The 25,785-nt window shown below is 43.5% G+C and carries 26 protein-coding genes; 15 read left to right on the top strand and 11 right to left on the bottom strand.

Annotation, left to right across the window (positions count from 1 at the left end):
* Window positions 1-355 precede the first annotated feature (355 nt).
* The 3 genes from FO440_RS10400 to FO440_RS10390 form a co-directional block, all read right to left on the bottom strand.
* Window positions 356-775 carry an OsmC family protein gene (locus FO440_RS10400; RefSeq protein ID WP_144248120.1) on the bottom strand — a complete coding sequence of 140 codons (420 nt, stop codon included), beginning with the start codon at window positions 773-775 and terminating at the stop codon, window positions 356-358.
* Between the two features lie 158 nt (window positions 776-933).
* Window positions 934-2,001: an NADPH dehydrogenase NamA gene (gene namA, locus FO440_RS10395; RefSeq protein WP_144248119.1), complete on the bottom strand. Its 1,068-nt coding sequence runs from the start codon at window positions 1,999-2,001 to the stop codon at window positions 934-936.
* A gap of 91 nt (window positions 2,002-2,092) precedes the next feature.
* Window positions 2,093-2,458 carry a hypothetical protein gene (locus FO440_RS10390; RefSeq protein WP_144248118.1) on the bottom strand — a complete coding sequence of 122 codons (366 nt, stop codon included), beginning with the start codon at window positions 2,456-2,458 and terminating at the stop codon, window positions 2,093-2,095.
* Window positions 2,459-2,615: 157 nt separating this feature from the next.
* On the opposite strand from FO440_RS10390, the gene FO440_RS10385 reads away from it, so the two are divergent.
* Window positions 2,616-2,954, top strand: coding sequence for a single-stranded DNA-binding protein (locus FO440_RS10385; RefSeq protein WP_144248117.1), 339 nt, complete (start codon window positions 2,616-2,618; stop codon window positions 2,952-2,954).
* Between the two features lie 78 nt (window positions 2,955-3,032).
* On the top strand, window positions 3,033-3,320 hold the full coding sequence (locus FO440_RS10380) for a hypothetical protein (protein WP_144248116.1): 288 nt from the start codon (window positions 3,033-3,035) through the stop codon (window positions 3,318-3,320).
* A gap of 47 nt (window positions 3,321-3,367) precedes the next feature.
* Here FO440_RS10380 and FO440_RS10375 read toward each other — a convergent pair whose 3' ends face one another.
* Together FO440_RS10375 and FO440_RS10370 are read right to left on the bottom strand one after the other, a co-directional pair.
* The gene (locus FO440_RS10375) at window positions 3,368-4,072 is read right to left on the bottom strand and encodes an SDR family NAD(P)-dependent oxidoreductase (protein WP_144248115.1); all 705 of its coding nucleotides are present in this window, start codon (window positions 4,070-4,072) and stop codon (window positions 3,368-3,370) included.
* A 12-nt stretch (window positions 4,073-4,084) separates the two neighbouring features.
* Window positions 4,085-5,065: a lysylphosphatidylglycerol synthase transmembrane domain-containing protein gene (locus FO440_RS10370; RefSeq protein ID WP_144248114.1), complete on the bottom strand. Its 981-nt coding sequence runs from the start codon at window positions 5,063-5,065 to the stop codon at window positions 4,085-4,087.
* Window positions 5,066-5,265: 200 nt separating this feature from the next.
* Between FO440_RS10370 and FO440_RS10365 the strand changes: the two genes are divergently transcribed.
* Both FO440_RS10365 and FO440_RS10360 read left to right on the top strand, forming a co-directional pair.
* On the top strand, window positions 5,266-6,135 hold the full coding sequence (locus FO440_RS10365; protein WP_144248251.1) for a carbon-nitrogen hydrolase: 870 nt from the start codon (window positions 5,266-5,268) through the stop codon (window positions 6,133-6,135).
* Window positions 6,136-6,250: 115 nt separating this feature from the next.
* Window positions 6,251-7,288 carry an agmatine deiminase family protein gene (locus tag FO440_RS10360; protein ID WP_144248113.1) on the top strand — a complete coding sequence of 346 codons (1,038 nt, stop codon included), beginning with the start codon at window positions 6,251-6,253 and terminating at the stop codon, window positions 7,286-7,288.
* Between the two features lie 15 nt (window positions 7,289-7,303).
* Here FO440_RS10360 and FO440_RS10355 read toward each other — a convergent pair whose 3' ends face one another.
* Entirely contained in the window at window positions 7,304-7,717 is a 414-nt protein-coding gene (locus FO440_RS10355; protein ID WP_144248112.1) for a hypothetical protein, read from the bottom strand.
* Window positions 7,718-7,815: 98 nt separating this feature from the next.
* Between FO440_RS10355 and FO440_RS10350 the strand changes: the two genes are divergently transcribed.
* The 4 genes from FO440_RS10350 to FO440_RS10335 all read left to right on the top strand — a co-directional run bounded on the left by FO440_RS10350 (window position 7,816) and on the right by FO440_RS10335 (window position 11,251).
* Window positions 7,816-8,379, top strand: a complete 564-nt coding sequence (locus FO440_RS10350) for a YbhB/YbcL family Raf kinase inhibitor-like protein (protein ID WP_144248111.1) — start codon at window positions 7,816-7,818, stop codon at window positions 8,377-8,379.
* A gap of 213 nt (window positions 8,380-8,592) precedes the next feature.
* On the top strand, window positions 8,593-9,438 hold the full coding sequence (locus tag FO440_RS10345) for a LiaF transmembrane domain-containing protein (RefSeq protein WP_144248110.1): 846 nt from the start codon (window positions 8,593-8,595) through the stop codon (window positions 9,436-9,438).
* 38 nt (window positions 9,439-9,476) lie between these two features.
* Window positions 9,477-10,511 carry a sensor histidine kinase gene (locus FO440_RS10340; RefSeq protein WP_246104204.1) on the top strand — a complete coding sequence of 345 codons (1,035 nt, stop codon included), beginning with the start codon at window positions 9,477-9,479 and terminating at the stop codon, window positions 10,509-10,511.
* Window positions 10,511-11,251: a LytR/AlgR family response regulator transcription factor gene (locus FO440_RS10335; RefSeq protein WP_144248109.1), complete on the top strand. Its 741-nt coding sequence runs from the start codon at window positions 10,511-10,513 to the stop codon at window positions 11,249-11,251. The genes FO440_RS10340 and FO440_RS10335 overlap by 1 nt, the downstream gene beginning before the upstream one ends.
* Window positions 11,252-11,496: 245 nt before the next feature.
* On the opposite strand, the gene FO440_RS10330 is transcribed toward FO440_RS10335, so the two are convergent.
* Window positions 11,497-12,009, bottom strand: coding sequence for a DinB family protein (locus FO440_RS10330; RefSeq protein ID WP_144248108.1), 513 nt, complete (start codon window positions 12,007-12,009; stop codon window positions 11,497-11,499).
* A 213-nt stretch (window positions 12,010-12,222) separates the two neighbouring features.
* Here FO440_RS10330 and FO440_RS10325 point away from each other — a divergent pair, with 213 nt between their 5' ends.
* Together FO440_RS10325 and FO440_RS10320 are read left to right on the top strand one after the other, a co-directional pair.
* Window positions 12,223-12,594, top strand: a complete 372-nt coding sequence (locus FO440_RS10325; RefSeq protein ID WP_144248107.1) for a BlaI/MecI/CopY family transcriptional regulator — start codon at window positions 12,223-12,225, stop codon at window positions 12,592-12,594.
* On the top strand, window positions 12,591-14,111 hold the full coding sequence (locus FO440_RS10320; protein ID WP_144248106.1) for a M56 family metallopeptidase: 1,521 nt from the start codon (window positions 12,591-12,593) through the stop codon (window positions 14,109-14,111). The genes FO440_RS10325 and FO440_RS10320 overlap by 4 nt, the downstream gene beginning before the upstream one ends.
* 203 nt (window positions 14,112-14,314) lie before the next feature.
* Here the strand turns inward: FO440_RS10320 and FO440_RS10315 are convergent, their stop codons facing one another.
* Window positions 14,315-15,856 carry a Do family serine endopeptidase gene (locus FO440_RS10315; RefSeq protein WP_144248105.1) on the bottom strand — a complete coding sequence of 514 codons (1,542 nt, stop codon included), beginning with the start codon at window positions 15,854-15,856 and terminating at the stop codon, window positions 14,315-14,317.
* A gap of 186 nt (window positions 15,857-16,042) precedes the next feature.
* Here FO440_RS10315 and dapF point away from each other — a divergent pair, with 186 nt between their 5' ends.
* Complete coding sequence (gene dapF / locus FO440_RS10310; protein WP_144248104.1) at window positions 16,043-16,834, top strand: diaminopimelate epimerase; 792 nt, start codon at window positions 16,043-16,045, stop codon at window positions 16,832-16,834.
* A 6-nt stretch (window positions 16,835-16,840) separates the two neighbouring features.
* Here the strand turns inward: dapF and FO440_RS10305 are convergent, their stop codons facing one another.
* Entirely contained in the window at window positions 16,841-17,266 is a 426-nt protein-coding gene (locus FO440_RS10305; protein WP_144248103.1) for a hypothetical protein, read from the bottom strand.
* Between the two features lie 251 nt (window positions 17,267-17,517).
* Here FO440_RS10305 and FO440_RS10300 point away from each other — a divergent pair, with 251 nt between their 5' ends.
* From FO440_RS10300 to FO440_RS10285, 4 genes are all read left to right on the top strand, one after another.
* Window positions 17,518-20,409: a DEAD/DEAH box helicase gene (locus FO440_RS10300; RefSeq protein ID WP_144248102.1), complete on the top strand. Its 2,892-nt coding sequence runs from the start codon at window positions 17,518-17,520 to the stop codon at window positions 20,407-20,409.
* 112 nt (window positions 20,410-20,521) lie between these two features.
* The gene (locus FO440_RS10295; protein WP_144248101.1) at window positions 20,522-21,976 is read left to right on the top strand and encodes an SDR family oxidoreductase; all 1,455 of its coding nucleotides are present in this window, start codon (window positions 20,522-20,524) and stop codon (window positions 21,974-21,976) included.
* The gene (locus tag FO440_RS10290) at window positions 21,973-22,893 is read left to right on the top strand and encodes a TIGR01777 family oxidoreductase (protein ID WP_144248100.1); all 921 of its coding nucleotides are present in this window, start codon (window positions 21,973-21,975) and stop codon (window positions 22,891-22,893) included. Before FO440_RS10295 ends, FO440_RS10290 begins: the two co-directional genes overlap by 4 nt.
* A gap of 9 nt (window positions 22,894-22,902) precedes the next feature.
* Window positions 22,903-24,210: a cryptochrome/photolyase family protein gene (locus FO440_RS10285; RefSeq protein ID WP_144248099.1), complete on the top strand. Its 1,308-nt coding sequence runs from the start codon at window positions 22,903-22,905 to the stop codon at window positions 24,208-24,210.
* Here FO440_RS10285 and FO440_RS10280 read toward each other — a convergent pair whose 3' ends face one another.
* On the bottom strand, window positions 24,211-25,167 hold the full coding sequence (locus FO440_RS10280) for an FKBP-type peptidyl-prolyl cis-trans isomerase (RefSeq protein WP_144248098.1): 957 nt from the start codon (window positions 25,165-25,167) through the stop codon (window positions 24,211-24,213).
* Window positions 25,168-25,269: 102 nt separating this feature from the next.
* On the bottom strand, window positions 25,270-25,764 hold the full coding sequence (locus FO440_RS10275) for an FKBP-type peptidyl-prolyl cis-trans isomerase (protein WP_186292632.1): 495 nt from the start codon (window positions 25,762-25,764) through the stop codon (window positions 25,270-25,272).
* Window positions 25,765-25,785 lie beyond the last annotated feature (21 nt).

Here is a 25,785-nt window from a genome sequence, read left to right as displayed (position 1 = left end):
ATCATCAAGTCAATTTCAAAAAGTTAAGCAATTGTTTTACAGGCAGTTTTAAAAACAGGTGTACCAAAGTGTATCACCGGGACACATTCAGTTTGGTACAGTTGCCCTTGTCCACAAACAGGCATAGGCGATCAAATCCCTCCCATGGGGAAGGTGCGGCTGCCCGTGCATTGGCAGGGAGGGGTTGGTAGCAACGCAAAGACGTTCAAACCCCTCCCTGCACCCTCCCGTGGGGAGGAAATCGCACGGGTCCGCCGCTTCCTGCACCCACTAAAACAAAGACGCCCCGATATGCCGGGGCGTCTTTGTTATTAGCTCAACAGAGAGACACAAAGTATTGTGCCGCTACGGTTGGTTATTGGTAGCTGATGTTCAGCGTAATAGGCACGCTCAATGCTTTTGATACGATGCAATTGGCCTTCGCGCCTTCGGCTATCTCCTTAAACTTGTCTTCAGATACACCGTCGATAACAGAGCCCTTTAACTCTAAATGGATGCCAACGATAACCAGTGCCTGCATGTCAAGGTCAAGTATGGCATCAGTATTCAGGTCGCCAGGTGTAAAGCCGGCCTGCGACAGGGCAGCGCCAACAGCCATGGTGAAGCAACCGGCATGCGCAGCAGCTATCAGCTCCTCAGGGTTGGTACCAACGCCATCGGCAAAGCGGGTTTTGAATGAGTACTGGGTATTGTTAAGGATGGTGCTTTGGGTAGATATCTCTCCCTTACCTTCGGTTAAAGTGCCGTTCCAATGGGCGTGTGCGGTGCGTTTCATAATGGTTAAGTTTTAAATTGTTGTGTATGTAAATATAGTTAATTCAGTCATTAGTCATTAGGCATTCGCCTTGGTCATTAGTCATTGTTGAAAGTCAGTCATTGGTCATTGTTGTTAAAGCCGACACTAATGACTAATGACCTAATGACTAATGACCATCAACCCCACTTCCCCCGTTCGTACTGTACCGGCCATTTAACGTCTTCGTACCCCAGCTCATGCGCGGCACGCAGCGGGAAGTACGGGTCGCGCAGAAACTCGCGCGCTATGAATACCATATCGGCTTGTCCCGACTGTATGATCTCGTCGGCTTGCTTAGGTTCGGTTATCAGGCCCACGGCCCCAGTTAGTATGCCTGTGGCGCGTACGGCTTCGGCAAACTCAACCTGGTAACCCGGCTTCAAAGGGATCTTAGCCATCACGTTCCCGCCCGACGAGCAATCCACCAGGTCGACACCCTTATCCTTCAACAGCTTAGCCAAAGCAACCGAGTCGTCAATACCCCAGCCCCCCTCCGTCCAGTCGGTCGACGAGATCCGCACAAACAAGGGCTGCGACGCGGGCCAAACCTCCTGCACGGCATCAACCACCTCCAGCAGCAAGCGCACCCGCTTATCAAATGAGCCGCCGTATTCATCCGTACGCTTATTGCTCAACGGAGAGTAGAACTCATGCAGCAGATACCCATGCGCAGCGTGGATCTCGATGATGTCAAAACCTGCGGCAAGGGTGCGCACTGCTGCGGCTTTGAAGTCGGCTTTGATCTTTTCTATGCCCGCTTTGTCCAGTTCGTGCGGGGCTTCCTCGATCGCGGCAAAGGGCACAGTGCTCGGGGCAACAGCCTTCCACCCATTCGGCTGATCTGACGGGATCTGCGCGTTACCTTTCCACGGTACATCGTGACTGGCTTTACGGCCGGCATGGGCAAGTTGCGTACCTGCCTTAGCGCCGTGTTCGTGTATGAAGTCGGTTATTTCCTTTAGCTTGCTGATGTGTTCGTCTTTGTAGATGCCTAGGTCGCCGTAGCTGATACGGCCCTCGGGCGATACGGCAATAGCCTCGGTAATAACCAAGGCCGCCCCGCCGACAGCCCTGCTGCCTAAATGTACCAGGTGCCAGTTAGTGGCGAAACCATCCTCGCTGCTGTATTCGCACATGGGCGATACCACAATGCGGTTCTTGAATTCGATGTCTTTTATTGTAAGTGGAGAGAATAGATTTGCCATGTTTACTTTTTGCCGTAAATATGGGTAGTAACACGCAGAGTTAGCCCACTGTTTTGCAAGAACCGGCTGATTTGATAATCAGATGATAAATCTAATCGATTTTCTCCTCGCGTTTTACCAGCAACACCTCGTCGCCTTCAAGCGGCAGGTAGCCGTACTCGTAACAGAAGTGGTAGGTTTTGCCGTTTTGGGTATCATACTTATTGGTGAGGTACTTAAAGTTAAAGCCTTTAGCAGCCATCTTAGCTGTGGTGGTTTTGGTCTTCCCGGTAGGATTTAGCTCTTCCAGTATCCTGCGGTTACGTTTAAGGATATTGTTGATGTTGCGCACCATGTTGTAGCTGTTGCTGTTAAGCTGGTTGTTGTAGTTGTTGCGGCACAGGTCGTTACAAAACTTCTTATCGGCACGGCCATGTATGGGCTTACCACAATCAAGGCATGTTTTTTCGGTTTCCATAAGGCTAAGGTAACAATTAATAAAACCGCTTGCAAACGTTTGCAAATGAATATTGTCGACTATAAGCGCTTATTAACCGACTAATATTTTTGTCTGGATGCACCTTTGTATCGTCAATAACGGACTAAATATTATTACAGATAAAACGAAGAAAATCATGAACTCATTAAAAAACAGCGTACGCCTTGTAGGTGCATTGGGCATGGACCCTGAAGTAAAAACATTTGATACCAACAAGAAACTGGCAAAACTGTCATTAGCAACAAACGACAGCTACAAAAATGACAAAGGCGAAAAGATAACCGATACCCAATGGCATAACCTGGTGATATGGGGCGCACAGGCCCAAATAGCCGGTGAGTTACTAAAGAAGGGCGACGAGATCGTAGTAGAGGGCCGCCTGAGCAACCGCAGCTATGTAGATAAAGACGGTAACAAAAAATATATTTCAGAAATTATAGTGAACGAATTTTTAAAGGTCGGCAGCAGAAACTAGACCTCATCATATCAATCAACCTAAACTTTATTTGCCTGAACTTATCACAATTACCTAAACCTTATCACTATATTTGTTATGTACTTAGAAGCAAAAGAAACCGCCCGGTTGTACCAGTTACTGTCTGATAAGTTAGGCAACGACACCACCGAGGCGATGTTTAAATACATTGATAACAAAACAGAACGATCTGTGGAAGCAAGCATTAAATCATTGGCTACTAAAGATGACCTTGTCAAGCAAATTGGCGATGTCAGAAAAGAGGCTGCAGAAAATAAAGCTGACATCATAAAATGGATGTTCATTTTTTGGGCAGGCCAATTTGGCGGTATGATCGCTTTGATGATGTTGCTATTCAAAAAATAAAACACTTTAAAACAAACAAGCCCCGAAAGTTTTCAGGGCTTGTTTGTTTATGGCGTACTCACCGCTACCGGTAAGATCTTACCGTTAAAAAACTTGTGCCCTGTTAAGGCGAAATCAGCAATGTACTTGCCCATTTCAAAAGCCATCACCGGCGATTGATAACCGGGGAAAGCTTTTTCCAGCATTTCTGTTTGCGCCGAGCCTAACGCCAGGCAGTTAACTTTTACACCTTGTTCAGTAAATTCCTGCGCCAGGCATTCGGTTAGCGTATGTAGAGCGGCCTTACTTGCCGAATAGGCCGACAGCCCCGCAAACTTCGCGCTGCCCTGAAAACCGCCCATACTGCCTATGTTTACAATGTGTGATCCGTTAGGCATAAACTTCTGCAAACTTTGTATAATGCGTACATGCCCTATAAAATTGCTTTGCAGCATTTCTACAAAATCTGTTTCCAATAAATCACTAAAGGGCTTGTTGATTAAAACGCCAGCATTGTTGATCAGCACATCAATAGTACCGTCGAAATTACTGTTGATGAATTGCTGCAGGCCATCGTAATCATCATGTACAATATCAAAAGCTATAGGATAAAGTACGCCGTCGGGATTTAAGCCGGCGCAGATCTCGGCCAGGCGTTCCAGTTTGTCCTGCGACCGTGCCAGCGCGATCACCTTATGCTTACCCGATAAAATAAGCTCAATTACCGCTTCAAACCCTACCCCGCTGCTGGCTCCTGTTATAACAATATTCATAAAATTTTCAGATTAAACAGTTTTTGCCTGCTCTGTATCTTCATCATCAACAACCGACTGACCTTTGGGTAGACCCTCTTCCAACCGGCTTGGCCTGATCACATAATATATGCCCAACAAAGCGACTAAAAGAGATATGATATAAAAAGATCCCGGCAGGAAAACGGCCAGTGTCTTATCCATCGGGAACACTTTTGTTAACTGGGTAAACACCGTTTCGCGGATACCCGCACCGCCCACACTGATAGGAATGATAGTTGCCAGCGCGGATATCAGGAATGATAACAGGTAAGGCGAGAATTTATCGTGAAAATCTTGCCCCAATAGTATAAATACAATGGCAAGTACCTGGAAACCCTGCACCACAACCGCTTTGGCATGCCCTGCAAAAAAATAGCGAGTATATTCCCTGAAAAACTTATAAGCAACAAAGTAATATATAGCCGATGCTACAGCAAAAATGCCCAATGGGATACCGATGTGGATATCAATTTGAGGGATCAAAAATATCAACACAACAGTTATCAGGCCTATGGCCCATAAACCGCTCAACCTGTCGAACATGATAGCCCAGAAAACTTTTTTACCGGGTAGTTTATAGTTTTTATTAAGCAGCCAAATCTTATAGCCATCGCCGCCTATACCGCCCGGAAGCAGGAAATTATAAAAAAGCCCTAACAGGTATAGCCTGAAATTAAACTTAGGATCGAGTCTTAAATTGATAGAATTAAAGAAACTCATTAACCGCCATGCCGACACGATCATTGACAGAAAGAAGCAGATCAGCGCTGCAAACATCCACCAGTAATTGGCATGTAATAACCTGTATTTAACGTCTTTAAACGGCACATGCCTGAATACAAAATATAGCAGCACAGATGTTACTGCAAATTTTAAAAGCGTTTTGGTAATGTTCCAAAGGGTACCTTTCCAGGTTTTGGGTTTAATTTCGTCCTCCACCTCGTTAATAATGCTTTTATCAATTTCTGTCATCGGCTGCAAAGGTAGCTTTTTTAGAGATTAGTTAATTAGAGATTAGTTATTAGGGAATGGTTAATAAATGTTAAAATAAACATGCATTAACCATGATAGCAATATATTATTAGAAACCGGTGACTATAAAGTTTAAATAACTAATATCTAATTAACCAATCTCTAATCTCTAAATACTACTTTTGCAAAAATTTTTAGGGATGAGCAAAGTACAGGTAGGTATTGTGCAGATAAGCTGCACAGCCAACAAGCAAGAAAATTTAGATAAGGCCATTGTAAAGGTAAAAGAAGCCGCTGCCAAAGGCGCGCAGATAGTTTGCCTGCAAGAGCTGTTTACATCACTTTATTTTTGTGATGTTGAAGATCATGATAATTTTTTACTGGCCGAGGCTATTCCGGGCCCGTCAACTGACGCGCTTTCAAAAGTCGCTGCCGATTTGGGTGTGGTTATAGTTGCTTCGTTGTTTGAAAAACGTGCGCAGGGCCTTTACCATAATACAACCGCCGTTATTGATGCCGATGGTGCTTACCTGGGCAAATACCGTAAAATGCATATCCCTGACGATCCGGGTTTTTACGAAAAGTTTTATTTCACCCCCGGTGATTTGGGCTACAAAGTTTTCAAAACCAAATTTGCTACCATAGGTGTGCTGATCTGCTGGGATCAATGGTATCCTGAAGCTGCGCGTATAACTGCCTTGATGGGTGCCGAGATACTGTTTTACCCAACCGCCATAGGCTGGGCAACTACACAGGACGAAGCGACCAATGTTGAGCAATACAATGCGTGGCAAACCATCCAACGCTCGCACGCTGTTGCCAATGGTGTACACGTAGTAAGCGTTAACCGCGTAGGCGAAGAAGCCGGTGTTAAATTCTGGGGCGGATCATTCTTTTCAAATCCGTTTGGCACCATTATCCATCAAACCACACATGACCAAGAAGAAGTTATTGTTCAGGAATTGGATCTTAATAAAACAGATTATTACCGCACGCACTGGCCGTTTTTACGCGACCGCCGTATTGATTCATATCAGCCAATTACTAAACGTTTACTTGATAACGACTAAATAATAAAGCGTCATTGCGAGTAACGAAGCAATCTCTGAACTATTAAACATCACGACATGCAAGCGTAGAGATTGCTTCGTTACTCGCAATGACGCTTGTAAATAATTACCAACCATGACTTACCCAAAACAACAAGGTTTTACATTTCCTGCCGAATGGCATCCGCACACTGCCACCTGGCTAAGCTGGCCGCATAAGGAAGAATCATGGCCGGGTAAGATCATGAGCATCTATCCGCAGTACTGCGAGTTCATCAAAGCTTTAACCGTTGGTGAAATTGTGCGTATTAACGTTAAAGATGCGCAAATGGAAGCTTTTGCGAAACAGCAATTGCAGTTGGTTGGTGCCGATTTAAGTAAGATAGAATTTTATCATTTTGCTACTAATGATGCCTGGTGCCGCGACCATGGCCCCGCATTTTTGATCAATCCCACAACCAAAGAAAAAGCCATAGTTGATTGGGGTTATAACGCCTGGGGTGGCAAATATCCCCCGTTCGACCTGGATGACGTTATCCCAACAAAAATTGGCAATCAATTCGGGTTACAGGTTTACCATCCGGGTATAGTAATGGAAGGCGGATCGGTTGATTTTAATGGTGCGGGTACAATCTTAACTACTACTGCCTGTTTGCTTAACCAAAACCGTAATCCGCATTTAAACAAGCAACAGATAGAGGAATATCTGTATAATTACTACGGCGCAGAGCAAATTTTATGGCTGGGCGACGGCATTATCGGCGATGATACCGATGGCCATATTGACGACATTACCCGCTTTGTAAATGAAGATACCGTGGTTACCGTTGTTGAGGAAAATAAGCACGATGAAAATTACCACATCCTGCAGGAAAACCTGGATACCCTGAAAACCATGCGCTTGCTAAATGGCAAACAACTCAACATTATTGAGCTGCCTATGCCCGACGCGGTTGTTTATGACGATCAGCGCCTGCCGGCATCATACGCCAATTTCTACATAGGCAACGCGGCTGTGGTGGTACCTACTTATCGTTGTGATAAGGATGATAAAGCGTTAGATATTTTACAAGGCTGTTTCCCCGACAGAAAAGTGATCGGCATCGATTCGACAGATATTATCTGGGGATTGGGCAGTTTTCATTGTTTGAGCCAGCAGGAACCGGCGGTGTAATGCATCGTGTTTTATCTAAAGATCTTTTTTATCCAAATCTTTAAAATGCGAACTTATATAGTATATAAGTTCATCGCCATCTTCAAATAGATCCGGATAATTATTTATTTCAATTTTCAAGTCATTAATAGCGTTTGGCTCTATTATCATATCTTTCCTTTTCCTTCGGTAACCTTTAACATTTATTATATTTATCTGATGCGTATTGAAAAAATCAATTACGGTAATTTTATCATCGCTTACAATAACTTTTCGCCTATTTACACTAATCGGAATCGATAGACCTGCTATTGTAGCAATCACAGAAAAAAAGCAGGTTGTAAATCTGAAATCATTATAGGCAACAAAAAACGAAATGACTACCACAGCAGTACTTAATAAATAATAAGCAATTTTATAGTTGGGATGAACAGTAAACTCACGTTGCATAGGTATTAATTGTAATATCTAAAATAGATAAATTTGACTGTCAAAGATTGATTTTGTTTCAATCGGTAATAGTTTTAATTTTATAAAAACCACTCACCATGAAAAAATATTTGGCCACTATTGCATTGCTGTTAAGTACTATTGCTTTATCATTTGCGCAAAGCAAACCCATGCGCTTAACCACTACCGCGTTTGCTGATGGTGGTTTGATCCCTTTAAAATATACACAGGCCTCGACAACAGGTGCCGCTGTGTCGCCTGAACTTACCTGGAGCGATGTTCCTGCCGGAACGCAAAGCTTTGTGTTATGGATGCATGATGTTGACCTCGCACTCAATAAAAACATGGACGATAACTTGCATTGGCTGGTATGGAATATCCCGGGCACCGCTACCTCATTAGCAGAAAATATACCCGCCGGGCCTAAACTTGCCGACGGCAGTTACCAGGTAAGTAATGCCGTTGTAGGCTATCGCGGACCCGGCGCGGCAGCTTCAGGACCGCTACACCATTACGTGTTTGAGCTGTTTGCCTTAGACATTAAATTAGATGAAAAAGCGGCTGACAAGCCGCTTGAAACCAAGCTAAATATTTTCAAATTAATGCAGGGCCATATCATTGGTAAAGCCGCCTATGTGGGCCTGTTTCACCGGCCGCAATAAGAATAATATTGGCTTGTTTTTGCTTCAATAAAGCTTGTTATTTTACTGCTATTTTTCCTGTTTAGAGTTGTGTGACCATAAACAATCAGAACGGCCACCTTTTCTACCGAAAAAACACCCGCGTTTACCGAGTTCTTTAAGGATAGTCGCCAGATTTAGTTTTGGCTCGCTATATTAGTGCCTTACTTTTGAGTAAGATTTAAAAATAAGATCATGGCTAACGACATCAATAATATAGAATATCAAAATAACCCGCGCCGGGGGAAGGTTTTAGCCGGCATAGTTTTACTCATCATAGGCGTATCCCTGCTTTTAAAAGAATTTGTTTCGTTCCCGGGCTGGCTGATCAGCTTTCCTACAGGCCTCATTGTATTGGGCCTTTATATGGGCGGTAAAAATAATTTCAATAACAAAGGCTGGTTAATTGTAACCGGCTTTGGCTGTTTTTTACTTCTGCAGGATATTATACCCGCTTTTGATGCAAGTGCCATTTTTTGGCCGGTGCTGCTGATATGTATAGGTGCTTACTTTCTGTTAAGGCGTAACGACCATACTACCTGGGATAAGAAAGACTGGAAAAGAAAATGGGATTCGGGCAAGTATAATTTTAACAACCCAAACCCGGTTAACCCAAACGACCCTATAGTTGACTACACCGTAGGCGCTGAACCTGCTGATCAGTCAACTTCGCCTAACTCTAATACAAACACTTTTACCGGCGACGAGCACTTGGATGCCGTATCGGTTTTTGGGAGCGTTAAGAAAACTATCTTCTCAAAAAACTTCCAGGGTGGCGAGGTTGTGAATGTAATGGGCGGTGCCGAGCTTGATTTTACACAAGCCAACATTAATGGTCGTGTGGTTATAGATATCACACAGATATTTGGCGGTACCAAAATAATTGTACCATCGCACTGGATGGTGGTATCAGATATGGCAGCCGTGTTTGCCGGTGTAGATGATAAAAGGGTAAGAACCAGCGCGCCTTTAGATAGCAACAAGGTATTGGTGCTAAAAGGCGTATCCATCTTTGCAGGGGTAGATATCCGCAGTTATTAATATTAAATTAAACATCAACCGTAAATAATTATAGCGTTTTGGCTGTATCACATTCATTAACATTTCAAAAACTGCGCTGGTCATTCGCGGCTTGCGGGCTTGCATGGGCAGGCCTGCAAGCTTACATTATCCACGGGTTTGGTTTTGAATGGTTTACAGCCCTTACAGACAGCGGCGTAAGCTCTATACTATTGGCTGCCGCTTGTTGGCTCATCAACAATAACCTGCGTTATTATCAGCCCGGTAAAGGCAGCTACGCCAATATATTGATCTGGTGTGTAGCCTTATCAGCAGCTTGTACTGCAGGTTGCCGGTATATATTGCCTTTTATTAATTCGGGGCCGGTGTATGCTAACTTCATGACACAATCGTTGGTTATCCGTTTCTTTACAGATTTTTTGGCTGTAGGCTGGATGGCCATGATCAGTATGATATGGTATGCGCAGATAGATCAGAAAGAGAACGAAAAACGCAAAGCCGAAACCGAACAACTGGCCCGCGAAGCCGAACTTTACAACCTGCGCCAGCAGTTGCAGCCGCACTTTTTGTTCAACAGCCTAAACTCTATTAACGCGCTTATTGGGTTTAAGCCCGACGAAGCCCGCAAGATGATCCACCAACTGTCTGACTTTTTGCGCGGGACTTTGAAAAAGGATGATCAGTTACAAGTTACCTTAAATGAGGAACTGCAACATCTTAACCTATACCTCGAGATAGAAAAGGTACGCTTCGGGCATCGCCTTAAAACAGAAATAAGCTGCGACGAGAAATGTGGCGAAAGCATTATGCCTGCTATGCTACTACAGCCCCTGGTTGAAAATGCCATTAAGTTTGGTTTGTATGATACTACCGAGGATGTGGTAGTAAGCATCCGCGGTGAATTGGAAGGTAACTACCTTGAACTGACAGTTCAAAACCCATACGACCCTAAAACATCACGCCCCCGCCAGGGTACCGGTTTTGGCCTGAGTGGTGTGCAACGCAGATTATATTTGCTTTTTGCACGTAATGATTTGATGGAAACTCATGCAAATGATAATATATTTACAACTATAATTAAAATTCCGCAGTGATGATACGTGCATTATTAATTGACGATGAGCCTTTGGCCCGTATGGTTGTAAAAGAATACCTGCAGGGTTTCCCGCAGATAGAGGTGTTGCAGGAATGCGGCGATGGCTTTGAGGGCCTCAAAGCCATACAGCAACATCAGCCCGACCTGATATTTCTGGATGTACAAATGCCTAAGATAAACGGCTTTGAGATGCTTGAGCTGGTTGATGAGCAGCCGGCAGTGATCTTTACCACCGCGTTTGACGAATATGCTATTAAAGCCTTTGAAGCACATGCAACCGACTACCTGTTAAAACCGTTCAGCAAAGAACGCTTTAACAAAGCGGTTGATAAGTTTTTAGCACAGGCACCCAACACTGCGCAACCCAAACAAGAAAACCTGTTGGAAACCGCCGCCCACTCGCCTGCCCAGCATGAGCGTATCGTAGTAAAAACCGGTACCAAAGTAAAGATCATCCCTGTGGCCGACGTGCAGTACCTGCAAGCCGACGACGACTATGTAAGCATCATCACCGCTGAAGGCGCATACTTAAAAAATAAAACCATGGGCTTTTTCGAGCAAACGCTGGATGGGCGCCAGTTTGTACGCGTGCACCGCAGTTACATAGTAAGTGTGCAGGAAATTACCCGTATAGATCCCTACGAAAAAGACAGCCACCTGGCCATCCTGAAATCGGGTGCTAAAATACCGGTAAGTAAAACCGGGTACGTAAAATTGAAACAGGTACTGGGAATATAAATATTAGTGATTAGTTAATTAGTGACTAGAGATTAGGCCTATCACGGCAAACAAAAAGGGCGATAAGTTTCAATACCTATCGCCCTTTTTAGTAACTTGTATAGCCAAAATTAGACTAATGACTAATGACTAATGACTAATGACTAATGACTAATGACTAATGACTAATGACTAATGACTAATGACTAATGACTAATGACTAATGACTAATGACTAATGACTAATGACTAATGACTAACCACCAACTACGCATACTGCTTCATAGCTTCCAACTCATCGGCACTTGGGCCGTAGCTGCCGGGGATAGGTATGTTCAACAAACGTAAGAATACGCCTAACTGGGCACGGTGGTGGATCATTTGCGCAATCGTCATGCGGATGGTGCCGTACTTATTGTAAGCCACCAGGATCTGATCGCCATTGCGCAGAGTCCATGGCTTTTCCAGCTCGGCATCAGTAGCGCTTTTCACGTGTGCATAGCCGTCAGCATAAGTGTTTTCTAAGATTTCCAATACATCTGCTGTGGTGTTTGCATTGTTTGGCTCGTAAGGGTTAGCGGCAAAATCAAGTTCGTCAGTTGCTATTGCCACGCTTAGCCAGCCGGGTAACTCGGCAATATGGTTTACAAGTTGCTTAATGGTCATGCTTTTTGCATGGGGGCGCCAGTCGTATTTGTCGTTTGGCACAATGCTTAACATTTTACGGGTGATTTGAACTTCCTGTTCAATTTCTTTCAATAATAATTCGATGAGTGTCATAACTTTTAAGTTTTTGTTGTTTGTTGATACAAAGAAACCACACGGTAATGACAGCCCTATGTCAGCAGGATTTAAGTGTTTTTAATTTTTATTGAATAATAGTTGCAAAAGATTAAAGATTGACTGGAAAACGTAATCAATCTTTTTTCACAAAAATTTTGAACTGTCAATTTATTACTCTACAATTGTAGAGTATATTCTAATATTGTAGAAATGAAATTGACTAAATCAGAAGAACAACTAATGGAATTGATCTGGACACATGAAAAGATCTTCATGAAAGATATCCTGTCAAGCTACCCGGATCCGAAGCCGGCGGGGACCACCATAGCTACTTTGTTAAAACGTATGCAGGACAAAGGCTTTGTAGCATATAACACCCTGGGCAATTCAAGGCAATACTACGCACTGGTTAAAAAGTCGGCTTATTTTTCAAAAGAGGTTAACGGCATCATTAAAAACTATTTTAATGATTCGGCCCTGCAATTTGCGTCGTTCTTTACTTCGTCGTCAAACATAACCCCTGACGAATTAGAGGACCTGAAAAAAATCATCGACGACGAAATTAAAAGGAGGGCAAAATGACAAGCTATTTGATCAGTTTTGTATTGTGTTCGGGCTTATTGCTGTTAGTGTACCATGTATTTTTAAGCCGTGAAAACCTGTACCGCTTCAACCGTTTTTACTTGTTGTTTAGCCTGGTATTTTCAATGTTAGTTCCGGTTATCACCGTACAAATACCACACAGGTTAATTAGCAATGATATCCCGATTATTGAGCATATTACTCCGGTTGAACAGCAGCAACCTGCCGGTCAATTTACAGATGAAGCTGTAGTCGGGAATAATAAACTGTATGCACAACAGCCCGTTGTTTCAAGTACCAGTTATCAACCTTATCTACTACCCGGTATCTATATAATTGTAGCATTGCTATTTCTCATTCGCTTTATATTGAACCTCTATCGCCTTAAACAAAAGATCAACAGGAGTGATAACCTAAACTTGGGCAATGCTACTTTGGTTTTGCTGGATGAGGATGTTACCCCGCATAGTTTCTTGAAGTACATTTTTATCAATAAACATCAATACCAAAACGATGCCACAGAACCCGAAATTATTTGCCACGAACAAGCGCATGTACGCCAGTTACACTCGGCAGATGTGGTATTTATTGAGCTTTTACAGGTGATATGCTGGTTTAACCCGTTTATGCCGTTTTACAGGAAAGCCATACAGCTTAACCACGAGTTTTTGGCTGATGAAGCTGTCATTAAAGATCATACGGATACACCCGCATACCAATACCTGTTACTGGCAAAAGCGCAGCAAGGCAATAGTTTGTACCTAACCAGCCAATTTAATTACCTAACCATAAAAAAAAGATTAATCATGATGACAAAAACCACATCAGAAAAAACAGCGCTCTGCAAAAAGCTGGGGTTGTTACCGGTACTTGCTGTTGCGGCACTATTGTTTAGCCATAAGGTTATGGCGTACAGCCTGTCTGCCATTACTACACAAGCTGATAAGCCGGTTAAAGTAACAGAGGCTAAGAAAAACGATCCGACAAGGCCACGGCGTGTGCTATTTGCTACGCCTTCAGGAAGCAGAACAAAACACAGTATTAAAGATGCGCCCAAAAATGTTATTGCCGCCTACGATGCCATATTAAAAAAATATAATATGCAGGATGGTTACGGAAATATCAAAGAGATCTCTGACGCGGATACGGCAGCGCTACACGCGTTATTTGTGCAAATGAGTATCAGGCAGCAGGACGGGCAAGTAGTGCGTTTTTCAAAACCATTACTTCCGATGCCTAAAAATACGACATCTAAATTCTGGTTGGCAGCATGGCAAAAAGATAAAAATTATGGCGTGTGGATTGATGGCAAACGCGTAAAAAATGAAACATTAGCAAATTATAAAGCCGATGATTTTGATCGTTATGATTATAGCCGGTTGACGCCTGCAGCTATCAAGAGTGATGGCTTTCGATACCAGGTTGATTTAATGACCAGGGCATATTATGCCGATTACTACAAAACTACAATGGCTTATCGGCCTGAGAAATTAGAGCCTTTACCCGAAAGAAAATAATTGCAAGTAAAAGGCGGAAACCATTATCTGCCTTTTACATTATTAATTAACCCGAATTGTGGGTTATAAAAAAATCTAAGTCATGTGCCTAACGGCACATAACTCTTATAACCGTCAGCTTAGATTACACCGTAAATTAGAAAAATAACTCCACAAAAAAACCCGGCTTATTTGGCCGGGTTTTATGTTTGTTTACGCAGGGCTTATTGCTCTACCGTAAATTTATTATTGAATTTAGTACCATCAGGGTAATAGCCGGCAATGGTAAGCAATCCGTCTTTAAGGTTGGTTATTGCCTTATCAATATCAGCTACGCTATTTATCGGCTCTTTGTTAATGCTGGTAATTATAGTTCCTGATGGGATCTCAGCTTCATCAAATATACCACCATCACGCACCTGGGTTACTATTACACCACCATTTACATGATACTTAACTTTCTGGCCTTGTGAAAGCGGCATAAAGCTTGCACCCAACTTATTATACAATTCGTTTGCAGATCTTGATAAACCAGCAGTACGGGCAGCAGGAACATCAGCTTTAAGCGTTACAGCAAAGTTCTTCTCGGCGCCATCACGCATTACGGTTATGTTGATCTTGTCGCCGGGTTGTAAACGGCCTACACGTTCCTGCAAGTCAGATGACTCATAAACAGTAACCCCCTCAACCTTGGTGATAACATCGCCGGTTTTTACACCTGCAGCTTCAGCACCACCACCTGCCACAACGCTTCTAACATATAAACCGTTAGTTTTATCGGTTTTCAGATCAGCAACCTGTTCAGGCACACTAAGGTCAGAAAAACTAACCCCAATGTAACCACGTTTAACCGCACCGAATTTCTTAATATCATTCAACACTTTTTTAGCCAGGTTGATCGGTACAGCAAAGCCATAACCTTCGTACGATCCGGTGTGAGAAGCGATAGCTGAATTAATACCTATCAGTTCGCCCCTGGTATTTACCAATGCGCCGCCGCTGTTGCCCGGGTTAATGGCAGCATCAGTTTGTATAAATGATTCAATACCTGCTATAGGTTTCGAAGCTCGTAGCTTGGTAGGACCAAACGGATTATCGTCCTGGTCGTCATCTTTACCAATGATACCAATACCACGGCCTTTTGCGCTAACAATACCCGCAGTAACTGTTGACGTTAAATTAAAAGGGTTACCAACTGCCAGTACCCACTCGCCTACTTTTGCATCGTCAGAGTTACCCAACTTTACAATCGGCAGGTCATTAGCTTCTATTTTTATCAGGGCAAGATCTGTATTAGGGTCTGTGCCTATCACTTTAGCGGTAAAACGGCGGTGATCATTAGTAGTGATCTCTATTTTATCAGCTTTTGCCACTACGTGGTTATTGGTGACGATGTATCCGTCCGGAGAGATAATAACACCCGAACCTGATGCCATTTGCGGCGCGCTTTGACGCGGCGAACCCTGTCCAAACATATCGCCAAACATTTGTTGTAACCTGTCTTGCTGTGATTGCTGTCCTGAGCTTGCGTAAGTGGTGCGGATATAAACTACCGCAGGTGTTACCGCTGCTGCTGCCTGTGTAAAATCAACCTCGCCTGCCGATGAGGTGATAGCCGGTGACATGCGGTTGCTGGCAAAATAAACATTTTGCTTATCATCAAAACTCATGTTATCAGCATACTTCTTTTCAACTAACTTGTAAGTGCCTAACGCCATAGCGCCGCCTACAAAAGCCGTTAATAATGTTAAACCAAATCTTTTCATCTTATTCTCCTTATTTATTCTGTGTTATAATTACTTTTGCAAGTCAAATTTAATACCATATAGACTGCATAAGCAACAATAAGTTATTGAATTTTATGTTAAAAAATGTTAAATCTAAATCAAAAGCTTTAGTTAACATTTTGGTATTGGGTTTGCCATATAAAGCTACCTTATAATAACGATATAATGAAGTTACATTTCTATAAATACCAGGGCGCAGGCAATGATTTTATTTTGGTTGATAACCGTGAAAATCCTGTAGATCACCACAATGCAAAGCTGATAAGCCACCTGTGCGACCGCCGTTTTGGTATTGGAGGCGATGGTATTATGTTTCTTCAAACCAAAGAGGGGTACGATTTTGAAATGGTTTATTACAATGCCGATGGCCAGCCAAGCAGCATGTGCGGCAATGGCGGGCGTTGTATCGTCGCTTTCGCCAAGTTCCTGGGGATCATTGGGAAAGAAACGGATTTTTTGGCAGTGGACGGACCGCATCATGCCAGAATTTCAGAAAGCGGTGATTGGGTGAGCCTGCAAATGATTGATGTAGATGTTATTAGCAACGATAATGAGGCTTATGTTTTAAACACCGGCTCGCCGCATTACGTAACCCTGGCCAATGACCTGGCCAATAAAGATGTTTATACCGAAGGCCACGCCATCCGCAATAATGAAACTTATCATGCCAACGGCATCAACGTAAACTTTGTTGAACCTAAAGACAACGGCTATTTTGTACGCACCTTTGAACGCGGAGTTGAGGACGAAACCTATGCCTGTGGCACAGGCGTTACCGCAGTAGCCTTAGCTATGGCCAAACACAACAACCAGACCGGCACCATAGAAACACCCATAAAAGTGTTAGGCGGCGATCTGAATATCCGCTTTGATTATGACGGCATCAGCTTTACTAAGATCTTTTTAGAAGGGCCTGCGGTACAGGTGTTTGAGGGCGAAGTAGAGATTGATAGTTGACAATTATCACTTCAAAACAGTCACCTTATCTAAAGAAATATCAAGATTAATCCGTTTGCGGCTTTTATGTACGCCGTACTCAATGGTTAATAAGTATTGATCATTTTTTACCGCTTGAAATCTTATTATTTTAGGCCCTAAGAAATCGCCCACGCTATACAGGATTTGGTCAGGCACTTCATCCCCATTAGTAACCGCTATAAAAAATTTGTTGGATATCTCATCGGTTCCCGGCGTATGTGCGCTTCCCGTAGGGTTATTGATTTTGTAAAGCATTACTGATGTTGATACGCTCCGTCTAAACAAAACTGTATCGACATCGCAAAGAATTGATTTCAAGCCTTTGTTCTGCACCGGGGTAAGCGATATTTTTTGTCCGAAACAAGTTACAGCAGCAAAGTTTAATAAGATAAGGAGTAAGTTTCTTTTCATTGGTTTAAGATTGTAGCCGAAGATAAATCGAATTATTAATAAAGTAAAAAATCTTTCTGATGCAAACTGTAAGAAATTAAATACTTAGACAAACTTAATTACTTGCCTATATTGCTTTCAGCTTTATTCTTTCAGCTTTCTATCCCATTGTTAATAATTATTTAACGTAAAACATTTTTTCTTACTGCAAATTCTGACTACGTTTGAATTTTTTATTCATGTAGCTTCTCTTAATTTTTTATCAGAAGCTAATGTTACGTGTAGATAGTTCAAAACCTTGCCAGATCATTTATGCCGTTGCCCGGCATGAATACCTTGGTTATGTTATTGAGCCGCACATTGTTCAGCTAAACCCCAACGGCGAATTTTCTTTAACCCATCAGCGCTTATTTTCAAATACAGCTACCGAGTTTGCCCATTGCATTGACGAGGTTGATATCAAACTCATCAAGCTTTTAGAAGAGATAGAGCAGGGCAACGTAATCAAGAAGTTCTACAAAAAGCCCATCCGCCCGTCCGAGTTTTTTGCCAAGATCTTTACCGAGCAGCTTTTTGATACCATCCGCCCAAAAATGGAAAAGCGCATGGCCGATGCGCTTAATTTATTAGGCTGTAAGCAGATCTACCAGATGAGCAAGGAGGGCTACCCGGCCGAGCGTAAGCTAAAGATCGCTGATGAACCGGCTTCGGTACTGTTCCACTTCAGGCGTAATGAAGAAGAGATCCGCTACTTCCCTACCATCAAGTATAAGGGTATGCGCATTGAGTTCATGTTTAAAAATGCCGAGATCATCTGCAATCATCCAGCATGGATGCTGATGGACGATACACTTTACCATTTTGACAAAGAAATAGAGGGTAAAAAGCTGCTGCCATTTTTAAACAAACGGTACATAGCAATTCCGCGTTCGTCCGAGCAATCATACTTCGAAAAATTTGTGGCCCCGCTTATCGAGAAGCATAACGTATATGCCGAGGGTTTCACTATTGATACCGAAAAACATGAGGCGCAGCCCATGTTAAAGCCTATTTATGTTGAAGGCGGCACATCGCAGTTGCAATTGTATTTTAAATATGCCGGTTATATTTTCCCTTACGGGGATGGCAGGCACATTTCAGTACGCATGGAGCGCGACGGAGATAACTACACTTTCCACCGCATAAAACGCTCGGTAACCTGGGAGAAAAATAAACTGAACCAATTAGAGGCCCTGGGGCTAAAAACTGTTTCGTCGCTGTTTCAAAACCTGGAAGTTGTACACCATGACGATGATGCCAACCAGGCCTTCTCGATATTTGAATGGCTTAACCAGCAACATAACGAGCTAAAGGAGCTGGGCTTTGAAATTGAACAGCCCGAGGGCCAGAAGCGTTACGTTTTTGGCACCAGCAAAATTGACCTTGAGGTTAAAGAGGATAACGACTGGTTTGATATTAACGCGTTTGTGTATTTCGGGCCATACCGCATCCCTTTTATCCAGCTAAAGAACCATATCCTTAACCATAAAAAAGAATTCACGCTGCCATCCGGCGAGATAGCAGTGATCCCCGAAAAATGGTTCTCGCAGTACGGCAATCTCCTGCATTTTAGCGAGGGTGGCGACCACCTTAAACTGCGCAGACACCACCTGGGCCTGGTGAATGATCTGGCCGGCGAAATGGCCGAAGTAACCATGACGCGCAAGCTGCAAAAGCTGATGGATTTTGAGCAACTGGACGAAGTGCCTATCCCAACTAACTTTTTGGGCAGTTTAAGGCCCTACCAGCAGGCGGGTTATAACTGGTTCCATTTTTTAAAGAGCTTTCATTTTGGCGGCTGTTTGGCTGATGATATGGGTTTGGGTAAAACCATACAAACCCTTGCCCTGCTGCAAAAACATAAAGAAGATACAGAGGCGGAGGGAGGCAAAAGCACTTCGCTGGTTATTATGCCCACCTCGCTCATTTACAACTGGCTTAACGAGGCTAAAAAGTTCACACCCCAGTTAAGGCTGATGGTGCATACGGGCACGTTCCGATACAAGTCGCCGGAGGTGTTTGCCAATTATGATGTGATCATTACTACCTATGGCATCAGCCGGATAGATATTGAACTGTTTAAGGCTTACTTTTTTGATTACGTGATACTTGACGAAAGCCAGAATATCAAAAACCCGTCGTCAAAATCATTTAACTCGGTTAAGCAATTAAAATCGCGCTTTAAGCTGATACTGAGCGGCACGCCGGTAGAAAATTCGGTTAACGACCTGTGGACTCAAATGTCGTTCATTAACCCCGGCTTGCTGGGCACGCAGCAATATTTCCAAAACGAATTTGTAACGCCGATAGAAAAGAAAAAGGACGAAGAAAAGGCCCGCAAGCTGCAGGCCCTGATAAAACCTTTTGTACTGCGCCGCACCAAAGAGCAGGTAGCTACCGAACTGCCGCCAAAAACCGAGAACCTGTTTTACTGCCAGATGAGCGAAGAGCAGGCATCGGTATATGAAAAGGTAAAATCAGAATACCGCAATGAGCTGTTGAAAAGCCTGGAAGACGGCACCTTTGCCAAAACACAGATCCAGGTGTTGCAGGGATTGACCAAGCTGCGCCAGATAGCAAATCACCCATACATGATAGATCAGGATTATGAGGGTGACTCGGGCAAATTCGAGAACGTTACCCATACCCTAAATACCGTACTTGACGGCGGACACAAAGTGCTGGTCTTTTCGCAGTTTGTTAAGCAGTTGGGTATTTACCGCCAGTATTTTGACGAGCAGCATATCCCCTACGTGTACCTTGATGGCGCCACCCAAAACCGGGGCGATGTAGTTAAACAGTTCCAGGAAGATAAAAGCACCCGTGTGTTCCTGATCTCGATAAAAGCCGGCGGCGTGGGCCTTAACCTTACCGAGGCTGATTATGTATTCATTCTTGACCCATGGTGGAACCCGGCTGTTGAGCAGCAGGCCATTGACCGTACACACCGCATCGGCCAAACCAAGAACGTGTTCATTTACAAATTCATCACCAAAGACACCGTCGAAGAAAAGATCCTGGCCCTGCAACAACGCAAGCTAACCATGTCGCGGGCGCTTATTACTACCGAGGAAAGCTTTATCAAGTCGTTGTCGGCTGATGATATTAAGGAGATATTGGGGTAAGACCCCTCCCAACCCTCCCCGAGGGGAGGGCTAAAAATGCTATTTAAAGTCTCCCCTTCGGGGAGATTTAGAGGGGTTGCAAACACCCACCCTACTTTCTTGTTAACCTTACATGAAAGTATTACTGGCAGGCGCAAATGGTTATATAGGTACCCGGCTTATCCCGGTTTTGCTTGAGCAGGACCATAACTTGGTTTGCCTGGTGCGTGATAAACGCCGCTTTCATGAACAAAGCGACTTTAGCGAAAAGGTCGAGTTGTTAAAAGGTGACCTGCTGAAAAAAGAAAGCATAGACAATTTCCCGAAAGATATTGATGTAGCCTATTACCTGGTGCATTCCATGGCAAACGATAAAGACTTTGCCGATAAGGAAGCGCAATCGGCACAAAATTTTGTCGACTGCCTGGATAAAACCCATTGCAAGCAGATCATTTTCTTAAGCGGTATTACTAACGATTCGGGTTTGTCTAAACACCTGCAATCGCGCCGTAATGTTGAGGACGTTTTAAGTAAAGGCAAAGCCAAGCTAACCGTTTTAAGGGCTGCCATTATTATTGGTTCGGGCAGCGCTTCGTTCGAGATCATCAGGGACCTTTCAGAGAAACTGCCTGTAATGACCGTTCCGCGCTGGGTGCATACCAAGTGCCAGCCTATTGCCATTCGTGATGTTTTGGCTTATTTGGATGGTGTGATGCTCAATAAAAAAGCGTTGGGCAAAACCTTCGATATCGGCGGGCCTGATGTATTGAGCTTTAAGGATATGATCTTGACCTACGCGGATGTAAGGCATTTAAAACGATACATTATTACCATTCCGTTCCTGTCGCCCAAGATCTCATCTTACTGGCTGTACTTTGTTACTTCAGTAAGTTACCCGCTAGCGCAAAGCCTGGTAGACAGCATGAAGAACGAAACCATCATGAAAAACCATGATATTGATGATGTGGTTAAACGTGATTGCCTCACCTATCGCGAAGCATTAAAGCTTGCATTTAAAAAGATCGAGCAAAATTCCATTGTTTCAAGCTGGCGCGATGCCCTGAATAACGGCTACCTGACATCCGATTTTATGGACCAGATCAAAGTACCGCAAAACGGCACGCTTGAATATAAAGTAAACACTCCATTTAAGCGCGAAAGCAAAGAAGTGCTGGACAACATTATGGCTATTGGCGGCGCGCGTGGCTGGTATTACTGGAACTGGATCTGGAGCATCCGCGGTTTTCTGGACAGGCTTGTCGGTGGCGTGGGGCTACGCAGGGGGCGTACCAGCAATTCAACCATTTCGGCGGGAGATGTTATAGACTTTTGGCGCGTATTACTAATGGATAAAGCAGCGAAACGGCTACTGCTTTATGCCGAAATGAAACTACCCGGCGAGGCGTGGCTGGAATTTAAAATAATTGAACGCAACGGCCGTAAAAACCTGAGCCAAATTGCTACTTTCAGACCCAATGGTTTGTGGGGGCGCTTATATTGGTACGCCATGTTTCCGTTTCACTTATTTATTTTTAAAGGGATGGCCCAACAAATTGTAAATTATCAAATACTACCTGCTAAAAAATGAGCAAACATATTCTATTAACCGGCGGCACAGGCTTAATTGGCGGCAAACTTACCGAAGCTTTGCTGAATAAAGGCCACCGGGTAAGTCACTTAAGCCGAACACCGAGTACACATCACGGCGTTACTACATTTTTATGGGATGTTGACAAAGGCCAGATCGACGAGGCCTGTATTAACGGTGTTGACACCATAGTACATTTAGCCGGGGCCAATATTGCTGACGGCAGGTGGACAGACGCGCGTAAAAAAGAAATTATTGAAAGCCGTACCAAATCCATCGCTTTGGTTTATAAATTGCTTAAAGCCAAACCGCAACATACAGTTAAGGCTGTGGTTTCGGCATCAGGCATAAGTTATTATGGGGATAAGGGCGATGAGCTTTTAACTGAAACAAGCGCACCGGGCACCGATTTTTTGGCAAGCTGCTGCCTGCAATGGGAACATGCTGTGAATATGGGCGAAAGCCTAGGTTTACGCATAGTAAAATTCAGGACTGGTGTAGTACTTGACGCTAATGGCGGCGCTTTGACAACCTTAGCAAAGCCCATAAAGCTGGGTTTTGGAGCAACGCTGGGTACTGGTAAGCAATGGATGGCATGGATCCACGAAACAGACGTGATTGACATGTACCTGTACGGCATAGAGAACGAACAGCTTACCGGCGAATATAACATGGTAGCGCCCAACCCGGTAACCAATAAACAATTAACCAAGGCTGTTGCTAAAGAATTGCATAAACCGCTGTGGCTGCCTAAAGTGCCCTCGTTTGCATTACAACTATTGCTGGGTGAAATGAGTACCGTAGTACTGTCAAGCCAAAAAGCATCGGCACAAAAAATTGAAGCATCCGGCTTTAAGTTTAAATATCCTACCTTAATGTGGGCTTTGAAAGAGATCTATGCTCAGAATGACAGTTAAATTTTATTAATGAAACAAAAAACAACCATCTTCTGGTTTCGCCGTGATCTGCGGCTGGATGATAACGCGGGATTATACCGCGCCTTGAAAAGTGGTAATCCTGTACTATGCCTGTTTATTTTTGACCCTGCGATATTAGATGCGCTGGATAATAAACACGATACCCGTGTAACCTTTATTTACGATACCATTAAAGATCTGCAGCAACAATTAAAAGAACACGGCAGCAGTTTATTAGTATTGTATGACGAGGTTGAAAAAGCCTGGCACCAAGTTTTAAAAGAACACGATGTAGCGGCAGTTTACACCAACCATGATTATGAGCCTTACGCCAAAACCCGCGACGGGGCCATAGGCAAACTATTAAAAAAGCACGACATCGATTTTAAAACCTATAAAGACCAGGTAATTTTTGAAACGGACGAAGTTGTAAAATATGATGGCAAACCCTACACCGTTTTTACCCCTTACAGCCGTAAATGGAAACAAAAGCTTAATGACTTTTATTTAAGCTCTTACCCCACTAAAAAGTATTTAAAAAACCTGCTTGAGATAAAACACCTGCCAGTACCCACATTAAAAGATATGGGTTTTGAAAGAAGTGAACAAGCTATCCCGGGTAAAAACTACAAGGCTGTTATTGATGACTATGCCGAAAAACGAGATTATCCGGCTATAAAAGGCACATCGCACATCGGGATGCATTTGCGTTTTGGCACGGTGAGCATCCGGCAGTTGGCTACAGAGGCTAATCATGCCAAAGAAAAAACCTGGCTGAATGAATTGATCTGGCGCGAGTTTTACATGATGATACTGCACCACTTCCCAAAAACACAGGACCATGCTTTCAGGCCCGAGTACGACCGTATAAAATGGATCAACAACGAAAAGCAATTTGATGCCTGGTGCAATGGCCAAACGGGGTACCCACTGGTTGATGCCGGCATGCGCGAGCTCAATGAAACCGGTTATATGCACAACCGCATCCGTATGCTTGTTGCCAGTTTTTTAGCCAAAAACCTGCTGATTGACTGGCGATGGGGCGAACGCTATTTTGCGGCTAAATTATTAGATTATGAAATGGCCAGTAACGTTGGCGGCTGGCAATGGGCGGCAGGATCAGGCACGGACGCCGCGCCCTACTTCAGGATCTTTAGTCCCGACGCGCAAACCAAACGCTTTGACCCGGAAATGAAATACATAAAAAAATGGGTTCCGGAGTATGCTGATTTCAGCAAATATCCTAAACCCATTATTGATCACGCTATGGCGCGCGATCGTTGTTTAAAAGCTTTTAAAGCCGCTTTAAGCAAATAATTATGGTGCTATGCCCAAAACCCTAACATCATACCTGACACAACTATTTGGGGGTATAGACGAGGGCTTATTGCCATAAGCAAAATGAGATGACATTATCACCGTCATTAATGTACCCGTCGTTGCATATTTTTTTAAGCTCAATTGTACTCCCTTTATCAGGTCCGGTATATCAAATGATATGCCTGGGCCGGCAGTGTTATATTGATCAGCAATTGTACCATTCAACAATTGGGTGGTATAAGTTACAGATACGGTTGTACTGTCTGTAATAGGTACAGTACCGGTTCCGGGCACACCTATAGAATACCAAAAACCATATTTAGGATCTTGTTTCATGGTTGTAAGGCCGCTTGCGCCGATGTAATTTTTTATAACCAATTGATCATATGCTTCCTGATCGCTTAGATGCGTTGCATCACCACGCCTGTTACCAATTAGGTGAATATAATAGTCAAGACTTTGGTTACCGGCTATCCGGTTGGTTGTAATTGTACTGCTACCTGAACCCGCTCCGGAAACACCATAAGCTAAATGCGAAGGGACAATAACGCGCATTATACCACCCGGATGTTTTAATATATCATGTATGGCAGATTGCAGCCCCGGCACGTTAAGGCCAAGCGGCGATACGGTACCATAAATATGGCCGGCTACACCGGCATAGTGATTCGCAATAGTATCTGACGAAATATATTTACCGTCAATACTGCGTATAGTAAATACCATCGATATGGTATCAGGATATTGTATATCAGAACCGGTAAGACCAGGATCGGTTATTTTATAGTAAATACCCGAAGTATCACGCTGCATACCGGTAATGCCATTAGTCTTTATATAAGCGGCGATCTGGTCGTCATCATATTCTTTAATAGTAGGATCATATTTGTCTTTTCGGCACGAAACCAGGGCTATTATTGAAAATAATAAAAGAGTAAAAGTAGTTTGTTTCATTTGTATGTTTTGTTTCGTATTACCCGTCGCTTTAGTTTAGCGGCTCTGGGACTTTTTGCTTTAACAAGCAGTTTATATTCAATATTGCCTTGGCAATGGTATTTAATTAACTATATCGTACAGCGTTATTGTAAAATCAAGTATCGCGTTTGCCGGTAACCCAATTTGTGGTTGCGGCGCCGGCCCGTATGCGTAACGTGACGGCAACAATAATCGTATGGTACCGCCCTTTTGTATTTTCGGGATCCCTAATTTCCAGCCCAATATTACGCTTTGCAATATGTATGATGGATGAAAACTCTGTGTTTGCGCAAATACCTTCCCGTTTGATAAAATACTTCCAGTATATCCTACAGTAACAGAGGTTGAGTTGGTAAACAGATCACTACCCGTACCCGGTTGCTCTACTATATAATATACACCGGATGTATCAACCTTTTTAGCCTCAAGTGTCGGGTTCTCGCTTAAATACTTGGCAATAATTGCGTCATCAACACGCGCCTGTGCTTTATATCCTGCCGTACCACCCTCTGTTGATTTCTTGCAGGCCGATAAACCGGCACATAAAAACAATATAATTAACGCAGCCCTATTCATTACGTTTCCAAAAGGCAAATT

The organism is Mucilaginibacter corticis, from assembly GCF_007558865.1.
Classification (GTDB): domain Bacteria; phylum Bacteroidota; class Bacteroidia; order Sphingobacteriales; family Sphingobacteriaceae; genus Mucilaginibacter; species Mucilaginibacter corticis.
The sequence above is the reverse complement of the archived record's forward strand: the minus strand, read 5'-3'. Positions and strand labels throughout refer to the sequence as shown.